At 66.1% G+C, this 16,215-nt stretch carries 12 protein-coding genes and 1 pseudogene; 7 read left to right on the forward strand and 6 right to left on the reverse strand.

The features are described from left to right. Positions 1–47: 47 nt before the first annotated feature. A complete protein-coding gene (gene rep / locus AC2T4A_RS05990) occupies positions 48–2,057 on the reverse strand; it encodes a DNA helicase Rep (RefSeq protein ID WP_416748765.1) in 2,010 nt (669 codons plus the stop codon). A gap of 293 nt (positions 2,058–2,350) precedes the next feature. Between rep and AC2T4A_RS05995 the strand changes: the two genes are divergently transcribed. Next, positions 2,351–4,027 (forward strand): putative bifunctional diguanylate cyclase/phosphodiesterase, encoded by a 1,677-nt coding sequence (locus AC2T4A_RS05995; RefSeq protein WP_416748767.1) that lies wholly within the window; start codon positions 2,351–2,353, stop codon positions 4,025–4,027. On the opposite strand, the gene AC2T4A_RS06000 is transcribed toward AC2T4A_RS05995, so the two are convergent. Further along, positions 4,020–5,405, reverse strand: coding sequence for a NorM family multidrug efflux MATE transporter (locus AC2T4A_RS06000; RefSeq protein WP_486742906.1), 1,386 nt, complete (start codon positions 5,403–5,405; stop codon positions 4,020–4,022). The genes AC2T4A_RS05995 and AC2T4A_RS06000 overlap by 8 nt on opposite strands. 138 nt (positions 5,406–5,543) lie before the next feature. Here AC2T4A_RS06000 and AC2T4A_RS06005 point away from each other — a divergent pair, with 138 nt between their 5' ends. The 4 genes from AC2T4A_RS06005 to AC2T4A_RS06020 all read left to right on the forward strand — a co-directional run bounded on the left by AC2T4A_RS06005 (position 5,544) and on the right by AC2T4A_RS06020 (position 10,971). Further along, the gene (locus AC2T4A_RS06005) at positions 5,544–6,464 is read left to right on the forward strand and encodes a LysR substrate-binding domain-containing protein (protein ID WP_416748771.1); all 921 of its coding nucleotides are present in this window, start codon (positions 5,544–5,546) and stop codon (positions 6,462–6,464) included. Between the two features lie 48 nt (positions 6,465–6,512). Beyond that, positions 6,513–7,421: an AraC family transcriptional regulator gene (locus tag AC2T4A_RS06010; protein ID WP_416748773.1), complete on the forward strand. Its 909-nt coding sequence runs from the start codon at positions 6,513–6,515 to the stop codon at positions 7,419–7,421. Between the two features lie 184 nt (positions 7,422–7,605). Beyond that, on the forward strand, positions 7,606–8,658 hold the full coding sequence (locus tag AC2T4A_RS06015; protein ID WP_416748775.1) for a haloacid dehalogenase-like hydrolase: 1,053 nt from the start codon (positions 7,606–7,608) through the stop codon (positions 8,656–8,658). A 336-nt stretch (positions 8,659–8,994) separates the two neighbouring features. Continuing rightward, positions 8,995–10,971: a methyl-accepting chemotaxis protein gene (locus tag AC2T4A_RS06020; protein WP_486742907.1), complete on the forward strand. Its 1,977-nt coding sequence runs from the start codon at positions 8,995–8,997 to the stop codon at positions 10,969–10,971. A gap of 13 nt (positions 10,972–10,984) precedes the next feature. Here AC2T4A_RS06020 and AC2T4A_RS06025 read toward each other — a convergent pair whose 3' ends face one another. Then, positions 10,985–11,788 (reverse strand): prolipoprotein diacylglyceryl transferase family protein, encoded by an 804-nt coding sequence (locus tag AC2T4A_RS06025; protein WP_486742908.1) that lies wholly within the window; start codon positions 11,786–11,788, stop codon positions 10,985–10,987. Between the two features lie 82 nt (positions 11,789–11,870). Next, a complete protein-coding gene (locus tag AC2T4A_RS06030; RefSeq protein ID WP_486742909.1) occupies positions 11,871–13,319 on the reverse strand; it encodes an aminotransferase-like domain-containing protein in 1,449 nt (482 codons plus the stop codon). Positions 13,320–13,503: 184 nt separating this feature from the next. Here AC2T4A_RS06030 and AC2T4A_RS06035 point away from each other — a divergent pair, with 184 nt between their 5' ends. Continuing rightward, positions 13,504–13,734 (forward strand): DUF1127 domain-containing protein, encoded by a 231-nt coding sequence (locus AC2T4A_RS06035; protein WP_486742910.1) that lies wholly within the window; start codon positions 13,504–13,506, stop codon positions 13,732–13,734. 28 nt (positions 13,735–13,762) lie between these two features. Next, complete coding sequence (locus AC2T4A_RS06040) at positions 13,763–14,242, forward strand: RidA family protein (RefSeq protein WP_486742911.1); 480 nt, start codon at positions 13,763–13,765, stop codon at positions 14,240–14,242. Here the strand turns inward: AC2T4A_RS06040 and AC2T4A_RS06045 are convergent. Continuing rightward, positions 14,239–15,730 (reverse strand): annotated as a pseudogene (locus AC2T4A_RS06045) (YifB family Mg chelatase-like AAA ATPase). The gene AC2T4A_RS06040 and the pseudogene AC2T4A_RS06045 sit on opposite strands and share 4 nt — an antisense overlap. 39 nt (positions 15,731–15,769) lie before the next feature. Continuing rightward, entirely contained in the window at positions 15,770–16,048 is a 279-nt protein-coding gene (locus AC2T4A_RS06050; RefSeq protein ID WP_478377642.1) for an accessory factor UbiK family protein, read from the reverse strand. Positions 16,049–16,215 lie beyond the last annotated feature (167 nt).

The raw sequence follows: 16,215 nt of genomic DNA on the forward strand, positions 1-16,215 counted from the left end.
CGCGGCGAAGAGCTTCGCGAGCAAGCTCGCCCCTACAGGGAATTAGATCAGCGCTTGAGCATCGCCCGGATATCCGCCAGTGCCGAGTTGCCCTTGGCCACCTTGACCTCTTGCGGCGCGTCTTCCTGGCCTTCCCAGACCAGGTCTTCGGGCGGCAGTTCGTCGAGGAAGCGGCTGGGCGAGCAGTCGATGATCTCGCCGTACTGTTTGCGCTTGGCGGCGAAGGTCATGGCCAGGTTCTTCTTCGCCCGGGTAATGCCCACGTAGGCCAGGCGCCGCTCTTCCTCGATGGTGTCGGCCTCGATGCTGGAACGGTGCGGGAGGATTTCCTCTTCCACGCCGAGAATGAACACGTAGGGGAATTCCAGGCCCTTGGAGGCGTGCAGGGTCATCATCTGCACACCGTCGGCGCCTTCTTCCTCTTCCTGCTGGCGTTCGAGCATGTCGCGCAGCACCAGCTTGGCGATGGCCTGCTCGATGGTCATGTCGCCTTCTTCGTCGCGCTCCAGGGTATTTTTCAGGGCTTCGATGAGGAACCAGACGTTGCCCATGCGGAAATCGGCGACCTTGTCGCTGGACGCGTTCTGCCGCAGCCAGTTTTCGTAGTCGATGTCCATCACCATGCTGCGCAGAGCGCCGATCGGGTCGCTGCCGGCGCACTGCTCGCGGACCTTGTCGATGAAGCGCTTGAAGCGCTGCAGGCGCTCGATGTAGCGGGCGTCCAGGTGTTCGGAGAGGCCCAGCTCGCCGGAAGCGTTGAACATCGAGCAGCCGCGCTCGGTGGCGTAGTTGCCGAGTTTCTCCAGGGTGGTGGAGCCGATCTCCCGGCGCGGCACGTTGATCACGCGGAGGAAGGCGTTGTCATCGTCCGGGTTCACCAGCAGGCGGAAGTAGGACATCAGGTCCTTCACTTCCTGGCGTCCGAAGAAGCTGGTGCCGCCTGACAGGTGATAGGGAATCTGGTGGTGCTGAAGTTTCAGCTCGATCAGCTTCGCCTGATAGTTGCCCCGGTAGAGGATGGCGAATTCGCTGTAGGGCCGCTGCGTCTTCAGGTGGATGGTAAGGATCTCCATCGCCACCCGCTCGGCCTCGGACTCCTCGTTGCGGCAACGGATCACGCGGATCGGGTCGCCCTCGCCCATCTCGCTCCACAGCTGCTTCTCGAACACGTGGGGGTTGTTGGCGATGAGGATGTTGGCGCATTTGAGGATGCGGCTGGTGGAGCGGTAGTTCTGCTCCAGCATCACCACCTTCAGCGAGGGAAAGTCTTCCTTCAGCTGCATCAGGTTTTCCGGGCGCGCGCCGCGCCAGGCATAGATCGACTGGTCGTCGTCGCCCACCACAGTGAAGTGCGCGCGCTGCTGCACCAGCATCTTCACCAGCAGGTACTGGCTGGCGTTGGTGTCCTGGTATTCGTCCACCAGCATGTAGCGCACGCGGTTGCGCCACTTGTCGAGGATGTCCGGGTGCTCCTGGAACAGCTTCACCGGCTGCAGGATCAGGTCGTCGAAGTCCACCGCGTTGTAGGCCTTGAGCGTGCGCTGGTAGTGCAGGTAGACCATCGCGGCGGTCTGTTCCTTGGGATTGCGCGCCTTTTCCAGCGCTTCTTCCGGAAGGATCAGGTCGTTCTTCCAGCTGCCGATCAGGCCCTTGATCTCGTCCAGACCGTCATCGCCGGAATATTCCTTCTGCATGATGTCGGTCATCAGCGCCTTCACATCGCTCTCGTCGAAGATCGAGAAGCCGGGCTTGTAGCCCAGGGCCGCATGTTCCTTGCGGATGATGTTCAGGCCCAGGTTATGGAAGGTCGAGACAGTCAGGCCCTTGCCTTCGCCCGGGCGCAGCAGGGTGCTGACGCGCTCCTTCATCTCGCGGGCGGCCTTGTTGGTGAAGGTCACGGCGACGATGTACTGGGCGCGGATGCCGCATTGCTGCACGAGGTACGCGATCTTGCGGGTGATCACGCTGGTCTTGCCGGAGCCGGCGCCGGCCAGCACCAGGAGCGGGCCGCCGACGTAGTTCACGGCCTCTTGCTGCCGGGGATTGAGTCGGGACATGAAAGGCGGGGTCTGTAGTGAAGCGGGCGCGTATTCTAGCAGGCCGTGCCGGGCGTCGGGGTGCCGCTCGGAATAGCGGCGATCTGTGACACGATCGTACTTATGTGTTTTGGATAAATCTGTACATGTATTAGGCTTGTGACAGCATTACTTGAAGAAAACTCTTAAGAGTTTCTCTGAAGTTTCGTCTACATCCGTGGGATGTCCGGATGGCGTCGCTTCAAAACCGGGAGAAATGGGCGCACGGAAGGTGCCTGGAGTTTCTCCCCTTTCTAGAGATACATGGGGGTCGCTTGGCAGCGTCGGTCGAACCAACGCGCCTGCTCCTGCTGGCGGAAGCGCCGCAGTGGGCCCAGCTACTGCGCGGGCATCTGGCCGCGTTGGGGCAGGGCTATTCGCTGATCACGGCCCCGTCCTGGCAGGCTGCCAGCAGCCTGTTCGACGAGGATCAGGTCGGCCTGGTGCTCGCCACGCCCGGCAAATTGCCGTCCGCCCACCAATGCCATCTGCCGCTGGTCCTGCTGCTGGAGCGCGAGCCCGCGGAGGAACCGGTCGGCGTCGCCGATTATCTGGTGGCCGAATCCCTCAGCGTCGAAGTCCTGCGCCGCACCCTGCGTTACGTGCGTGAGCGCACTTCGCTGCAGAACACCCTGCAGAGCCTGGCCGAACAGGACCCACTGACTGGTATCGCCAACCGCCAGGGCTTCCAGACTCTGCTCGCCGCCCGCCTCAGCGAGAGCGAAGGGCGCGGCCTGGCGCTGGGCCACCTGGATCTGGACAACTTCCGCCACGTCAACGACGCCCTCGGCCACCAGGCTGGCGACCGCCTGATCCTGCAGGTGGTGGCGCGTCTGAAGGCGCACCTGGACAACGGCGACGACATCGCCCGCCTGGGCAGCGACGAGTTTGCCCTGCTGCTGGACACCCGCCGCGACCCGGCGCGGGTCGAGAAGATCGCCGAACTCATCGTCGAATCCCTGGGCGAGCCCTACTGGGTCGAAGGTGAAAGCCTGCTGCTGGGCTGCAGCCTGGGCATGGCCCACGCCCGCGCCGGCGAAGCCGCCGACCCGCTGCTGTGGCATGCACATATCGCCATGCAGCAGGCCAAGTCGCGCCAGGGCTGTACCTTCCACGTCTTCGACGAACGCATCAACCGCGGTGCCCGCAGCCTTGCCGACCTGGAAAGTGAACTGCGCCGGGCGCTGCGCCGCGACGAACTGGAACTGCACTACCAGCCGCGCCTGGACCTGCACAGCGGGCAGATCGTCGGCCTCGAAGCGTTGGTGCGCTGGCGACATCCCGAGCGTGGCCTGCTGACGCCGGGCGACTTCGTGCCGCTCGCCGAGGAAAGCGGGCTGATCGTGCCGCTAGGCTATTGGGTCATCTCCCGCGCCCTGCGTGACATGCAGTGGTTGCGCGGGCGTGGTCTGCCGCCGCTGCACATGGCGGTGAACCTGTCGTTCCGCCAGTTCCAGGACAGCCAACTGCTGCCAACTCTGGAGCGCCTGATCCGCGAGCGCGGCGTTGATGCCCAGTGGCTGGAATTCGAACTGACCGAAACCGCCGTGATGCGCCGCAGCGACCAGGTCCTACAGACCATGCAGGCCCTCGGCCGGCTTGGCGTGCGCTTCTCGCTGGACGATTTCGGCACCGGCTTCTCGTCCTTCGTGCACCTCAACAGCTTGCCGATCACCCTGCTGAAGATCGACAAGAGCTTCGTCGGCGGCATGCATGAGCGCACGGAAAACCTGCAGCTGGTGCGGGCGATGATCAACCTGGCGCACAACCTGAACCTGGAAGTGGTCGCCGAAGGCGTCGAGACTGCCGCCCAGCAGGACGAATTGCGCCAGTTCGGTTGCGATCAGGTGCAGGGTTACTGGATCAGCCGCCCGCTGCCGCTCGCGGAGCTGGCGCGCTTCCTGGTGTTCGGCGCCAACCGCACGCTGCGCATGCAGGACTCGGTCAGCTAGCCGCCAGCGCTGCGCCAGGCGTGCGCGGGCGCAGCAGGCGCGAGGTTTTCCCCTCGAAGGCCAGCGTCAGGCCAATGGCTGCGCAGGCCAGGCCCGAAGCCAATCCCCACCACACGCCGCTCGGCCCCCAGCCCAGCGGGAAGGTCAGCAGCAGCGCCATCGGCACGCCCACCAGCCAGTAACCGGCCAGCCCGACGAGGAAGGTGGTGCGCGCGTCCTTCAGGCCGCGGATCGCGCCCATGGCGATGCACTGGGTACCGTCAAACAGCTCGAACCACGCGGCGATGGCCAGCAGGCTGACGGCCAGTTGCACCACCTCGCGGTTGGCCGGATCGTTGTGGTCGATGAACAGGCCGATGACCAGCTCCGGCGCGAGCCAGAACAGCGCGGCGAAGGCGAACATGCAGCTGGCGCCGAAACCGATGCCCAACCGCCCGGCGCGGCGCGCTTCGACCAGCCGCCCGGCGCCGTAGTGCTGGCCGATGCGGAAGGTCACGGCATAGGAAATCCCCATGGGCACCATGAAGGCCACGTACACCGACTGGATGGCGATCTGGTGCGCCGCCAGGGCGGTGCTGCCGATCACGCCCATGCACAGGGTCGCCACGGTGAACATGCCCGACTCCACCGCGTAGGTGCCGCCGATGGAAATGCCCAGGCGCAGGGATTCGCCGATCACCTTGAAGTCTGGCTTCGACAAACCGGCCAGCAGCGGGTAAGGCGCATAGGCCCGGTGCCAGCGCAGGTACAGTGCGAAGATCACCGGCAGCGCGTTCATCACCACCGCGGTGACCATGCCGATCCCCGCCAGCCCAAGACGCGGCAGGCCGAACAAGCCTTCGATGAAGGCATAGTTGAGGGCGAAGTTGGCCAGCGCGCCGATCAGGCTGATGGCCATGACCGGGCCCGGCCGCTCGATGGCGCTGGTGAAGCCGCGCAGCACCATGAATGCCATGTAGCCGGGCAGGGCGAAGACGATGCTGTGCAGAAAACTCATGGTGCCGGCGACCGTTTCCGGCGCCTGGCCGAAGGCGATCAGGATCGGCCCGAGGTTCCACAGCAACAGCCCCGCCAGCAGCGCCAGCGCACCACCGATCCACAGGCCGGCCTGGGTCGCTTCCACCACGCCGCGAGCGTCTTTCGCGCCATGCCGGATCGCCACCAGGTTGCCCGTGGCTGCCACCACGCCGACGCAGAAGGTCGAGATCAACGCATAAGTGGATGCGCCCAGGCCGCCGCTGGCCAGCGCCTCGCGGCCGAGCTTGCCCATCATCACGGTGTCGGTGAACACCATGGCCACGTAGGCCAACTGCGCGGCAATCAGCGGGCCGGCGAGGCGAAGGATGGCGGCAAGTTCGTCACGGTACAGGCGTTTCATGAGTCAGGCTCAGCAAGCGGCATGCGCCGCGTCGATTGGGAGTCGCCCATTCTCCGGTGCCCGTGGATGCGGGCACAAAAGGATAAATGCGATGCCATGCATGAGTCATACTCATGCATGAATTGCCTGGAGCCTGCCATGACCCGCCAGTTGCCACCCCTCTATGCCCTGCGCGCCTTCGAGGCGGCGGCGCGTCACGCGTCCTTCACTCGCGCCGCCGAGGAGCTGGCGATCACCCAGAGCGCGGTGAGCCGGCACATCAAGACCCTGGAAGAACACTTCGCCTGCCGCCTGTTCCAGCGTCGAGGTCGTCAGCTGGAACTGACAGAAACAGCGCGGATGCTGCTGCCCGGCCTGCGTGATGGCTTCGATGCATTGGAACGCGCCTGCGCCAGCCTGCGCGCGGAGGAAGGGGTGCTGCGCCTGAAGGCGCCCTCGACCCTGACCATGCGCTGGTTGCTGGCGCGGCTGAGCAAGTTCCGCATGCAGCACAGCGATATCGAGGTGCAGCTGACCAGCGCCTGGATGGACGTGGACCGTGTGGACTTCGTCCATGAGCCTTTCGATTGCGCGGTGCTGCTCAGCTCCGGGCACTTCCCGCCGGACTGGGAGGCCACCTTGCTCTTCCCCGAATGGCTGATTCCAGTCGGCTCGCCGGCGCTGCTGGCGGATGGCCCGTGGAACGCCGAGCGACTGGCCGGCGCCGAACTGCTGCACCCCACGCCGGACCGCCGTGACTGGCGGCGCTGGTTGCAGCGCATGGACCTGGGCGAGCAGGTTTCGCTCAAGGGCGGGCAGGTGTTCGACACACTCGAACTGGGCATCGTGGCTGCGACCCGTGGCTATGGGGTTTCCATCGGCGACCTGGTGATGGTCGCCGAGGATGCCAATCAGGGCCGCCTGGCATTGCCCTGGCCCAGCGCGGTGGCCAGCGGCGAGAGCTACTACCTGGTCTGGCCTCGCGCCCGCCGACATCAGGAGCGGCTGCGGCGGTTGCGCGATTTCCTGCAGGCGGAGATGCAGGCCATGCAGATGCCGCCGGTGGAGTACTTCGAATGAGTCGTCGCTGTGGATAAGCTGTCAGCCACTGCCTTTGCCTGGAATGCCATGAACGCCCTCGATCGCCTCATCCAGCTCGCCGGCCTGCGCGGCAGCCTCGACCTGCGTTGCCGGTTCCTCGGCGACTGGGCGCTGGACCACGAGCCGTTGCCGGCCGGCACTGCGCAGTACCACGTGGTGCTGTCCGGCAGCTGCCGGATGGAAATGCCGGACGGGCAAGCCCTGGACCTCAAGGCAGGTGAAGTACTGGTCCTTCCCGATGGAGCAGCCCACCTGTTGCGCAGCCACGGCACGCGGGTGGCCGCGCAGGCGCCGGAAGTCCACGAGGAGGGTTTGTTGCCGGTCCATCGTCTGGGTGCGGGCGAAGGTGAGCTGGACATGCTCTGCGGGAGCTTCCATTACCAACCTGGCTCGCTGTTGATGGCGGCCCTGCCGGCGTTCGTGAAGGTGTCCTGCCAGGACAATGGCCTGGGCGACTCCGTGGCCGCGCTGGTCGCCCTGCTGCGCGCCGAAGCGGACGGCAACCAGGCTGGCGCGCGCTTTCTGGTGGATGCGCTGTCTTCGGCGCTGTTCACCCTGATCCTGCGCGTCCACCTGCGCGATCACGCCCCCGCCAGTGGCACCCTGGCGCTGCTCAGCGCCAAGCGCCTGGGCCGCGCCTGGCAGGCGATGCTGGAGGAGCCCGCCCGTGAATGGACCATCGAAGCGCTGGCCGAACGGGCGAACATGTCCCGCGCCACCTTTGCGCGCCAGTTCGCCCAGGTCGCCGGCGAATCGCCCTGGGTTCTGCTGACCCGTGTGCGCATGGAACTGGCGCACCGCCTGCTGAGCGACTCTCAGCTGAGCCTGACCGATATCGCCGCCCAGGTCGGCTACCAGTCCCAGGCGTCCTTCACCCGGAAATTCAAGGAAACCTACGGCGACGCCCCCGGCCGCCTGCGGCGTGCCGTGAACTAGACCAGTCGTCGTTGCTGGAAAACCCACGTGGCGCGGATGGATACGTCCTGCCGCCTTCGCGACGATGCACGTCGCTGCCGTCGCAGAGCTGAAACAGCGCTTTGCTAGGGTCATTGCTGGACTAGTCCAGTGAAGGCCCGCCATGGGCCTTCCCCATACCCACAAGACCACTCGGGGGAATTCCATGAAGCCCATGCGCACCTTGCTCGCCGGCCTGATCCTGGCCGGCCTCGCCAGCACCTCTTTCGCCGCCACCGAACTGAAGCACTGGCCGGCGCCCGCCGCCAAGCAGCTCGACGCCCTGATCGCCGCCAATGCCAACAAGGGCGCCTTCGCGGTCTTCGACATGGACAACACCAGCTACCGCTACGACCTCGAGGAATCGCTGCTGCCCTTCCTGGAAATGAAAGGCGTGCTGACCCGCGAGAAGCTCGACCCCTCGCTCAAGCTCATCCCCTTCAAGGACGTCAACGGCCACAAGGAAAGCCTCAATAGCTACTACTACCGCCTCTGCGAACTCGACGACCTGGTCTGCTACCCCTGGGTCGCCCAGGTGTTCTCCGGCCTCACCCTCAAGGAGCTCAAGGGCTACGTCGACGAGCTGATGGCCTACGGCAAGCCGGTGCCCAGCACCTACTACGAAGGCGACGTGGTCAAGACTATCGAGATCAACCCGCCCAAGGTCTTCACCGGCCAGACCGAGCTGTACAACAAGCTGATGGAGAACGGCATCGAGGTCTACGTGATGACCGCGGCCCATGAGGAGCTGGTGCGCATGGTCGCCAGCGATCCCAAGTACGGCTACAACGTGAAGCCCGAAAACGTCATCGGTGTCACCACGCTGCTCAAGGACCGCCAGAGCGGCGCCCTGACCACTGCGCGCAAGCAGATCGCCGAAGGTAAATACGATCCCAAGGCCAACGAGGGTCTGGAAATCACCCCCTACCTGTGGACGCCGGCAACCTGGATGGCCGGCAAGCAGGCGGCCATCCTCACCTACATCGACCAGTGGAAGAAGCCCATCCTGGTCGGCGGCGATACCCCCAGCAGCGACGGCTACATGCTGTTCAACGGTACCGCCGAGAACGGCGTGCACCTGTGGATCAACCGCAAGGCCAAGTACATGGACCAGCTCAACGGCATGATCAAGAAGAATGCCGAGGCCCAGGCCAAGCTCGGCCAGCCGGTGACCGCCGACAAGAACTGGGTGATCGTCACCCCCGAAGAGATCCAGTAAGCGCGTAGCGCTCTACGTAGGAGCGGACTCCGTCCGCGATAGGTTCGCATCGCGCCGGACCTTATCGCGGACAAAGTCCGCTCCTACGCCAATCTCCACCTGTAGGAGCGAGCTTGCTCGCGAACCGCCCGGCGCAGGTCCTGCTTCAAAGGGAGGCGTCGCTGATCCGTCTGGAACTCCCGTACCACGCTATTTCCGGGTGAAGCACTCAAGTATTTTTCCGGCCCGCCGATAGCCTCGGTAGCCAGGTGTACAACACCGGCATTCCCCTCGAACCGAAGCGGGCCGCCCCCACACCACGGGCGACGGCTTGCCGTTGCGTGCAGAACCCGAAATATGAACCAGCCCCGATCCCGCATCGCCCTGCAGTTGGCGATGGCATTGGCCGTGCTCCTGATCCTGTTGATCAGCGGCAGCACGCTGTTTGCCTTGCGCTCGCTAGACAGCGCTACCCTGACCACCCGCGAAGAACACCTCGCCAGCGAGGCGCGCCTGTTGGCGGACCAGCTGGAAACCTTCCACGGCACCCTGCGCGAGAGCACCCAGCGCCTCGCCGGCCTGTTCGAGCAACGCTTCGCCGCCGGCTTGAAAGCGCACGCTGACGAGCGCGTGCCGGTCGCTGCGCTGCAAGCCCCGGCGCTGTACCTGGGCGACACTCGCCTGAATGGCGACTTCACCCTGGTCGACGAATTCCGCCAGCTCACCGCCGGGGTCGCCACCGTATTCGTGCGCGACGGCGACGACTTCGTGCGCATCACCACCTCGCTGATGAAGCAGGACGGCAGCCGCGCCATGGGCACCGTGCTGGATCACAACAGCCCGGCCTACCCGCTGCTGCTGCGCGGAGAGAGCTACGTCGGCCGCGCACTGCTGTTCGACCGCTTCTACATGACCCAGTACACCCCGGTGCGCGATGCCGGCGGACGGGTGATCGCCGTGCTGTTCGTCGGCTTCGATTACACCGATGCGCAGAAGCGCCAGTTCGACAACCTGGGTCGTTTCCGCCTCGGCCAGGGCGGCTCGCTGGCGTTGCTGGATGAACAACACCATTGGCTGGTGCCGCCGGCCGGCGCGCGCAACCCCGAGCTCGCTGCCGACAGCCTTGCCAAGCTGCTGGAAAACCCCGGCCGCGGCCGCTTCTGGAGCGACGGCCAGGACGACTTCTACAGCGTGGCGCAGCCCTTCGCCGGCGGCCCCTGGAGCGTCGTTGCGAGCATGCCGAAGGACGAGATCCGCGCGGTGACCTGGCGTGTCGGCGGCCAACTGGCCATGGGCAGCCTGATCGCCATGCTGTTGGCGGTCATTGCTACTACCTGGCTGCTGCGCCGCCGCCTGCGCCCGCTGGGCGACCTGGTGCGCCAGGCCCATGCGCTGGGCGCCGGCGACCTGGGGGCGCGCCTGTCCGTTGCCAGCCGTGACGAGATCGGCGACCTGGCGCGCAGCTTCAACCAGATGGGCGAGGCGCTCTCCAGCATGGTCTCACGGGTGCGCGGCGCGGCGGAGGAAGTGGGGCATTGCTCGCGTTCGCTGTCGGGCCTTTCCAGCGGCGCGTATGCCGGTATGGAGCAGCAGTCCGGCGAAATCAACAGCATGGCTGGTGCGGTGGAGGAGTTCAGCGCCACCTCGATGGATATCGCCGACAACATGCGCAGCACCGAGCGTATGGCGAGCGAGAACACCCGCCAGACCCACATTGGCCTGCAGTCGATGGACGACGCCTCCGCCTCACTGGCGCAGATTGCTGGCGCGCTTCAGCAGACCGTGGAACGAGTGAACCGCCTCGGCGCACGCTCCCAGGAGATCGGCAGCATCGTCGGCGTGATCACTTCGATTGCCGAGCAGACCAATCTGCTGGCGCTCAACGCCGCCATCGAGGCCGCCCGTGCGGGCGAGCAGGGGCGCGGGTTCGCCGTGGTTGCCGATGAAGTGCGCAGCCTGGCGGCGCGCACTCAGGCCGCTACCACGGAAATCTCGCAGATGATCGGCGCCATCCAGCAGGACACCGGCAGCGCCACCGAGACCATCGAGCAGGGCAGCCAGCTGATGCAGCATGGGCTGGCATTGAACGAGAAGGTCGCCGCTGCGCTGGCGGAGATCTCCCAGCAAAGCAGCGCGGCCGGCGAACAGTTCGCCGCCATCACGACGGCAACCCAGGAGCAGAGCCGCACCGCGACCCTGCTCAGCAGCAACCTGCAGGGCATCGCCCAGGCCAACAGCGAACAGCGTCAGGTGGTGGCCGATCTGGCGCAGACCGTGCGCGAACTGGACAGCCTGGCGGCCGGCCTGCGCGACGAGGTCGGGCGCTTCCGCTGAAACGCCGGGCGGGTCAGTCCTTGAGCTGGCCCAGCCCGTACTCCAGGCTGGCGGCGGACAACTCGCCCATCTGGCTGTGCTTCAGGCGCCCCTGGGCGTCGTAGAACAGTGTGGTGGGCATGCCGTAGGAGCCGGTGAGCTGGCCCAGGCGGTTGCCGCTGTCGAGCAGCACCGCCGCCTCGCTCAGCCCCTGGTCGCGGAGGAAGCGCTGGACGGCTTCGGCATTCTCGCCCTGGTTCACCAGCAGGAAGCGCACATCGCTGCGCTGTTTCTGTGCGGCTTCCAGAACCGGCATCTCGCGCCGGCACGGCGGGCACCAGGTGGCCCAGAGATTGACCACCATGGGTCGACCATCCAGCGAGCGCAGGTCAACGGCGGCGCCGCGCAGGTCCATCACTGTGAGTTCGGGAATCTGCTGGCTGCGGTCCAGCGCCGAGGTCACGGCCTTGCCGCCGCCCCACAGGCATACACCGACCACCGCCGCAACGGCCAGCGGGCGGCGCAGCTCCGTCCTGCGCCAGGCCAGCACCGCGCCGATCAGCGCAGCGGCGATCACGCCTGGCAGCGCGAGAAAGCCGCCATCGCGGATATCCACGATGCTCAGCGGCGTCGCCGCGTACTGCTCGAAGTAGCGCGCGACGAAGACCAGCCGCGCCACCAGCAGACCGCCAATGAGCATGCTGAACAGTGCAGCTTCGGGGTTGGCACCGCGCCTGCGTCCGGCCAGCCAGCCGGCCAGCAGGGCGCCGAAGAAACCGAGGTAGAGCAGCACGTGGGGCAGCGGAAGGGCCAGCGGGCCGAGGGTGAGACTGGTCAAAGCGGAGGCCTGGCAAAAGGAAAGCAAGGTACAGCAGGGCGCTGCCACACGGCAGCGCCGGGCTGTGGATAAATGTTTCGCCTCAGGCGGGCAGCGGTTCGGCTTGTTGTTCGCGCAACTCCGCGGTCAGTCGCCGGGCGCAGGTGCCAACCTTGCGCACGGCGTCTTCGATCACCGCCAGGTCACGGTTGGAGTAGTTCATGCGGATGCAGTTACGGTACTTGCCCGAGGCGGAAAAGATGTTGCCGGCCGCCACCTGCACATTGTCGCGGCGCAGCTCCTGGTTGAGCCGCACGCTGTCGAACAACGGGTCGAACTCGACCCAGAGCATGAAGCCGCCGCGCGGCCGGGTGACGCGTGCGCCCTCGGGGAAATAGCGGCCGACCCATTCGGTCATCAGGTCGCGGTGGCGCTGGTACTGCGCGCGCATGCGGCGGATGTGGGGCTCGTAGTGACCGCCGCCGACGAACTCGGCCAGGGCCATCTGCGGCTGCGGCGCGCAGGTACCGCTGGCGATGTACTTGAAGTGGAGGATGCGATCCAGGTACCGCCCCGGCACCACCCAGCCGGTGCGCAGCCCGGGCGCCACGGTCTTGGAAAAGGAACTGGCCAGCAGCACGCGGTCGTCGGTGTCGAAGGACTTGATGCTGCGCGGACGCGGGTAGGCGTAGGCCAGTTCGCCGTAGACGTCGTCCTCGAGGATCGGCACGTCGTAGCGCGCCGCCAGCGTGAGCAGGGCGCGCTTGCGGGCGTCGGGCATGATGTAGCCCAGCGGGTTGTTGCAGTTGGGGGTGAGCAGGATCAGCTTCACCGGCCACTGTTCCATGGCCAGCTCCAGCGCTTCCAGGCTGATGCCGTTGGTGGGGTCGGTGGGGATTTCCAGCGCCTTCAGGCCGTACGCCTTGAGCGCCTGCATGGCGCCGTGGAAGCTCGGCGAGTCGATGGCGATGATGTCGCCCGGCTCGCAGATCGCGCGCAGGGTGATGGCCAGCGCTTCCTGGCAGCCGGTGGTGATGACGATTTCGCTGGGCGGCACCTGGCAGCCGGAATCCAGCATCAGCCGGGCGATCTGCTCGCGCAGCGGCAGCGATCCCTGGATGCCTTCGTAACCGAGACTTTGCAGGTCGGTCCGGCGTGCAGCGTGCACCATGGCGCGTTGCAGCGGCTTGAGCGACGGGCTGGCGATGTCCGGCGTACCGCGTCCGAGCTGGACGAAATCACCCCCCGGCGCGCGTCTCACCTGTTCCAGTACCTGGTCCCACTGCGACACTTCTACCGGCCGCTGCGCCGGACGGGTCATCGCCGGCATCGGCGGCAACTCGCGGCGTTCGGGTACGAAGTAGCCGGACTTGGGGCGCGGCTCCACCAGTCCGTCATCCTCCAGCACGCGGTAGGCCTGCTGCACGGTGCTGATGCTGACGCCGTGCTCCTCGCTCAGCGCGCGCACCGAGGGCAGGCGATCGCCGGGACGGTACAGGCCCTGTTCGATGCGTTCACCGAGGGTAGCGGCCAGCTGCGCGTAGCGTTTCATGACAGGTCTCCCGTGCCGGATCGACTCGGCAGAATGCAGTACAGATCGGGAAAAAATACGCCATTCAGAAGGATTTTTCCTGTGTCTGTATGGAAAAAACTTCACTGTGTTGAATCTGTAATGATTTTTCCCGATTCGCCACTCTAGTCCCACGTCCGGAGAAACCGACTGGAGGAGCGACGACATGAGCGGCCTGAGCGATGTGCGGCTGACCCTTTACCAACAGGAACTGCTGGAACTCCCTGGCGCCCGCGTGGCCCCGCGTGAAAGTGGCGAGAACCGCTGGCAGCAGTTCTGGCGCCGCGTGCGTACCCGCAAGCAGTTGCTGGAGCTTTCCGACGAGCAACTGCGCGACATCGGCATCAGCCGCGAGCAGGCGAAGCTGGAAGCGATGCGGCCCTTCTGGCGCTGCTGATCAGAAACTGACCCACCAGGGAGTGCCTATGAGCGAAACACGCGCTGCCGCGTTTGAACGGATTGCCGCCGAACTCGGCTATGACTTCAGCGGTGAAATGAAGATCGGCGGTAACTACGTGCCTTTCCTTATCGACGGCAACCAGGTGCACCTCAGTGGGCAGATTCCACGGGTGGGCGATGTGGTCGTCGTCACCGGCCGGGCGGGCAGCGAGGTGTCGCTGGGCGATGCCCAGTTGGCCGCGAAGGTTTGCGTGATGCGGGCGCTGGCGCTGCTGCGGCAGGCGCTGGGCGACCTCGACCGAGTCCGCAAGGTGCTCCAGCTCAACGTGTTCGTGCAGTCGGCGGAGCACTTCATGCAGCAGAGCGAAGTAGCCGACGGCGCTTCGGCCGTGCTGTACGAGGTGCTGGGCGCGGCCGGCGTGCACACGCGCACTTCGGTGGGCGTCTGGCAGTTGCCGAAGAATGCGACGGTTGAACTGAATCTCCTGGCCGTAACTGAGGGCTAATGCCCCGCGCGGTATTGCAGCGCTTCGGCCAGGTGCGGGCGGGCGATGTGCTCCGCCTGCTGCAGGTCGGCGAGGGTGCGGGCGACCTTGAGAATCCGGTGCAGGGCGCGCAGTGACAGGTTCAGGCGCTCGCCGGCCTTCTCCAGCCAGGCCTGGTCTTCCGCATTCAATGCACAATATTGGTGCATTTTCTTCAGGGTGAGAAAAGCGTTGGCGCAGCCCTGACGAGTTAATTGGCGCTGGCGCGCGGCCGCCACCTGCGTGGCCAGTTCGGCGCTGCTGGTAGTGGCTCCGCTGGGGGCGAGGCTGGTGCTTTCGCGGCTGACAGTCAGGTGCAGGTCGATGCGGTCCAGCAATGGGCCGGAGAGCTTGGCCCGGTAGCGCTGGATCTGCTCCGGCGAGCAGCGGCAGCGGCCGCTGGGGTCGCCAAGGTAGCCACAGGGGCAGGGGGTTCATTGCCGCGACCAGCTGAAAGCGCGCCGGGAAGCGCACGCGGCCATTGGCGCGGGCGATGACGATCTCGCCGCCTTCCAGCGGCTCGCGCAGGACTTCCAATACCTTGCGATCGAACTCCGGTAGCTCATCGAGGAACAGCACGCCTTCGTGCGCCAGGGTGATTTCCCCCGGCTGCGGGCGACTGCCGCCACCGACCAGTGCTGGCGCGGAAGCGGTGTGGTGTGGCTGACGGAAGGGGCGCTGTGGCCAGTGGGTCAACGGCCCGCGCCCGGCGACGGAGTGAATCGCCGCCACCTGCAGCGCCTCGTCTTCGTCCAGCGGCGGCATCAGGCCCGGCAGGCGGCTGGCGAGCAGTGTCTTGCCGGTGCCGGGCGGCCCGCTGAACAGCAGGTTGTGTGCCCCGGCGGCGGCGACCAGCAGGGCCCGCTTGGCGGCGGTCTGGCCCTGCACTTCGGCGAGGTCGGGGTAGGGCTGTGTGGCGCGCAGCAGGCCGTTGGCTTCGTAGGGACGCAGGCGCTCCTGGCCGCTGAAGTGCGCGGCCAGCTCCAGCAGGTGGCCAACGGCGTAGACAGTCAGGCCGCTGGCGAGGCTGGCTTCTTCAGCGTTCTCCTTCGGCACCACCAGGGCGCGCCCGGCGGCGCGGGCAGCCAGCGCAGCGGGCAGTACGCCGGGAACCGGCCGCAAGGTGCCGGACAGCGCCAGTTCACCCAGGCATTCCAGCTCATCCAGCCCGGCAGCATCCGCCAGTTGGCCGCTGGCGGCCAGGATGCCCAGCGCGATGGCCAGGTCGAAACGCCCGCCGTCCTTCGGCAAATCAGCCGGGGCGAGATTCAGGGTAATTCTGCGATTGGGGAAATCGAAGCCGGCGTTGAGCAGGGCGCTGCGGACGCGGTCCTTGCTCTCCTTCACTGCGCCTTCGGGCAGACCGACCAGGGTCAGCGAAGGCAGGCCGTTGGCAAGGTGCGCCTCGACAGTAACGCCGGGTGCTTCCACGCCGACCTGGGCACGACTATGGACGATGGCGAGGGACATGGATCACTCCTTGATCGCATGCCGCCCGCCCGATGTGCGTTATTCGGTGGGGGCGGCGGTGTCGGCAGGCGGCGAGAGCTTGGCTTCCATCTCCGCGACCTTGGCTTCCAGCGCCTCGAGGCGGGCGCGGGTACGGGCGAGGACAACCATCTGGCTGTCGAATTCGTCGCGGCTGACCAGGTCGAGCTTGCTGAAGGCGCTCTGCATCAGAACCTTGAACTGGGCTTCCAGCTCGGCCTTCGGCAGGGGCGATTCGCCACCGAACAGGCGTCCGGCTTGTTGGCTGATGGCATCGAGGAAGGCTTTGGGCGGCAGCATGGTTCATGGGTTCCGGATTGAATCAGAGCGCAGTCTATCACGCAGCCGGCGACGGCTGCGGCGTCCGGGGTTGCACGCTTTTTGAGCAGTGTGCCCGCTCGCCGTGCGCGCTTTCGGTGCGCCAAAGCCGCGCTGGCTAATCGCCAGAAACCCCGGATTCTGGCCAA

Source organism: Pseudomonas sp. PVC-3-1 (assembly GCF_057444315.1).

Bases quoted from the DNA above. Each gene is read 5' to 3' on its own strand.
- rep (WP_416748765.1), bottom strand. From the start codon at position 2,057: ATGTCCCGACTCAATCCCCGGCAGCAAGAGGCCGTGAACTACGTCGGC.
- AC2T4A_RS06000 (WP_486742906.1), bottom strand. From the start codon at position 5,405: ATGAAACGCCTGTACCGTGACGAACTTGCCGCCATCCTTCGCCTCGCC.
- AC2T4A_RS06005 (WP_416748771.1), top strand. From the start codon at position 5,544: ATGACCCGCCAGTTGCCACCCCTCTATGCCCTGCGCGCCTTCGAGGCG.
- AC2T4A_RS06010 (WP_416748773.1), top strand. From the start codon at position 6,513: ATGAACGCCCTCGATCGCCTCATCCAGCTCGCCGGCCTGCGCGGCAGC.
- AC2T4A_RS06015 (WP_416748775.1), top strand. From the start codon at position 7,606: ATGAAGCCCATGCGCACCTTGCTCGCCGGCCTGATCCTGGCCGGCCTC.
- AC2T4A_RS06020 (WP_486742907.1), top strand. From the start codon at position 8,995: ATGAACCAGCCCCGATCCCGCATCGCCCTGCAGTTGGCGATGGCATTG.
- AC2T4A_RS06030 (WP_486742909.1), bottom strand. From the start codon at position 13,319: ATGAAACGCTACGCGCAGCTGGCCGCTACCCTCGGTGAACGCATCGAA.
- AC2T4A_RS06035 (WP_486742910.1), top strand. From the start codon at position 13,504: ATGAGCGGCCTGAGCGATGTGCGGCTGACCCTTTACCAACAGGAACTG.
- AC2T4A_RS06040 (WP_486742911.1), top strand. From the start codon at position 13,763: ATGAGCGAAACACGCGCTGCCGCGTTTGAACGGATTGCCGCCGAACTC.
- AC2T4A_RS06050 (WP_478377642.1), bottom strand. From the start codon at position 16,048: ATGCTGCCGCCCAAAGCCTTCCTCGATGCCATCAGCCAACAAGCCGGA.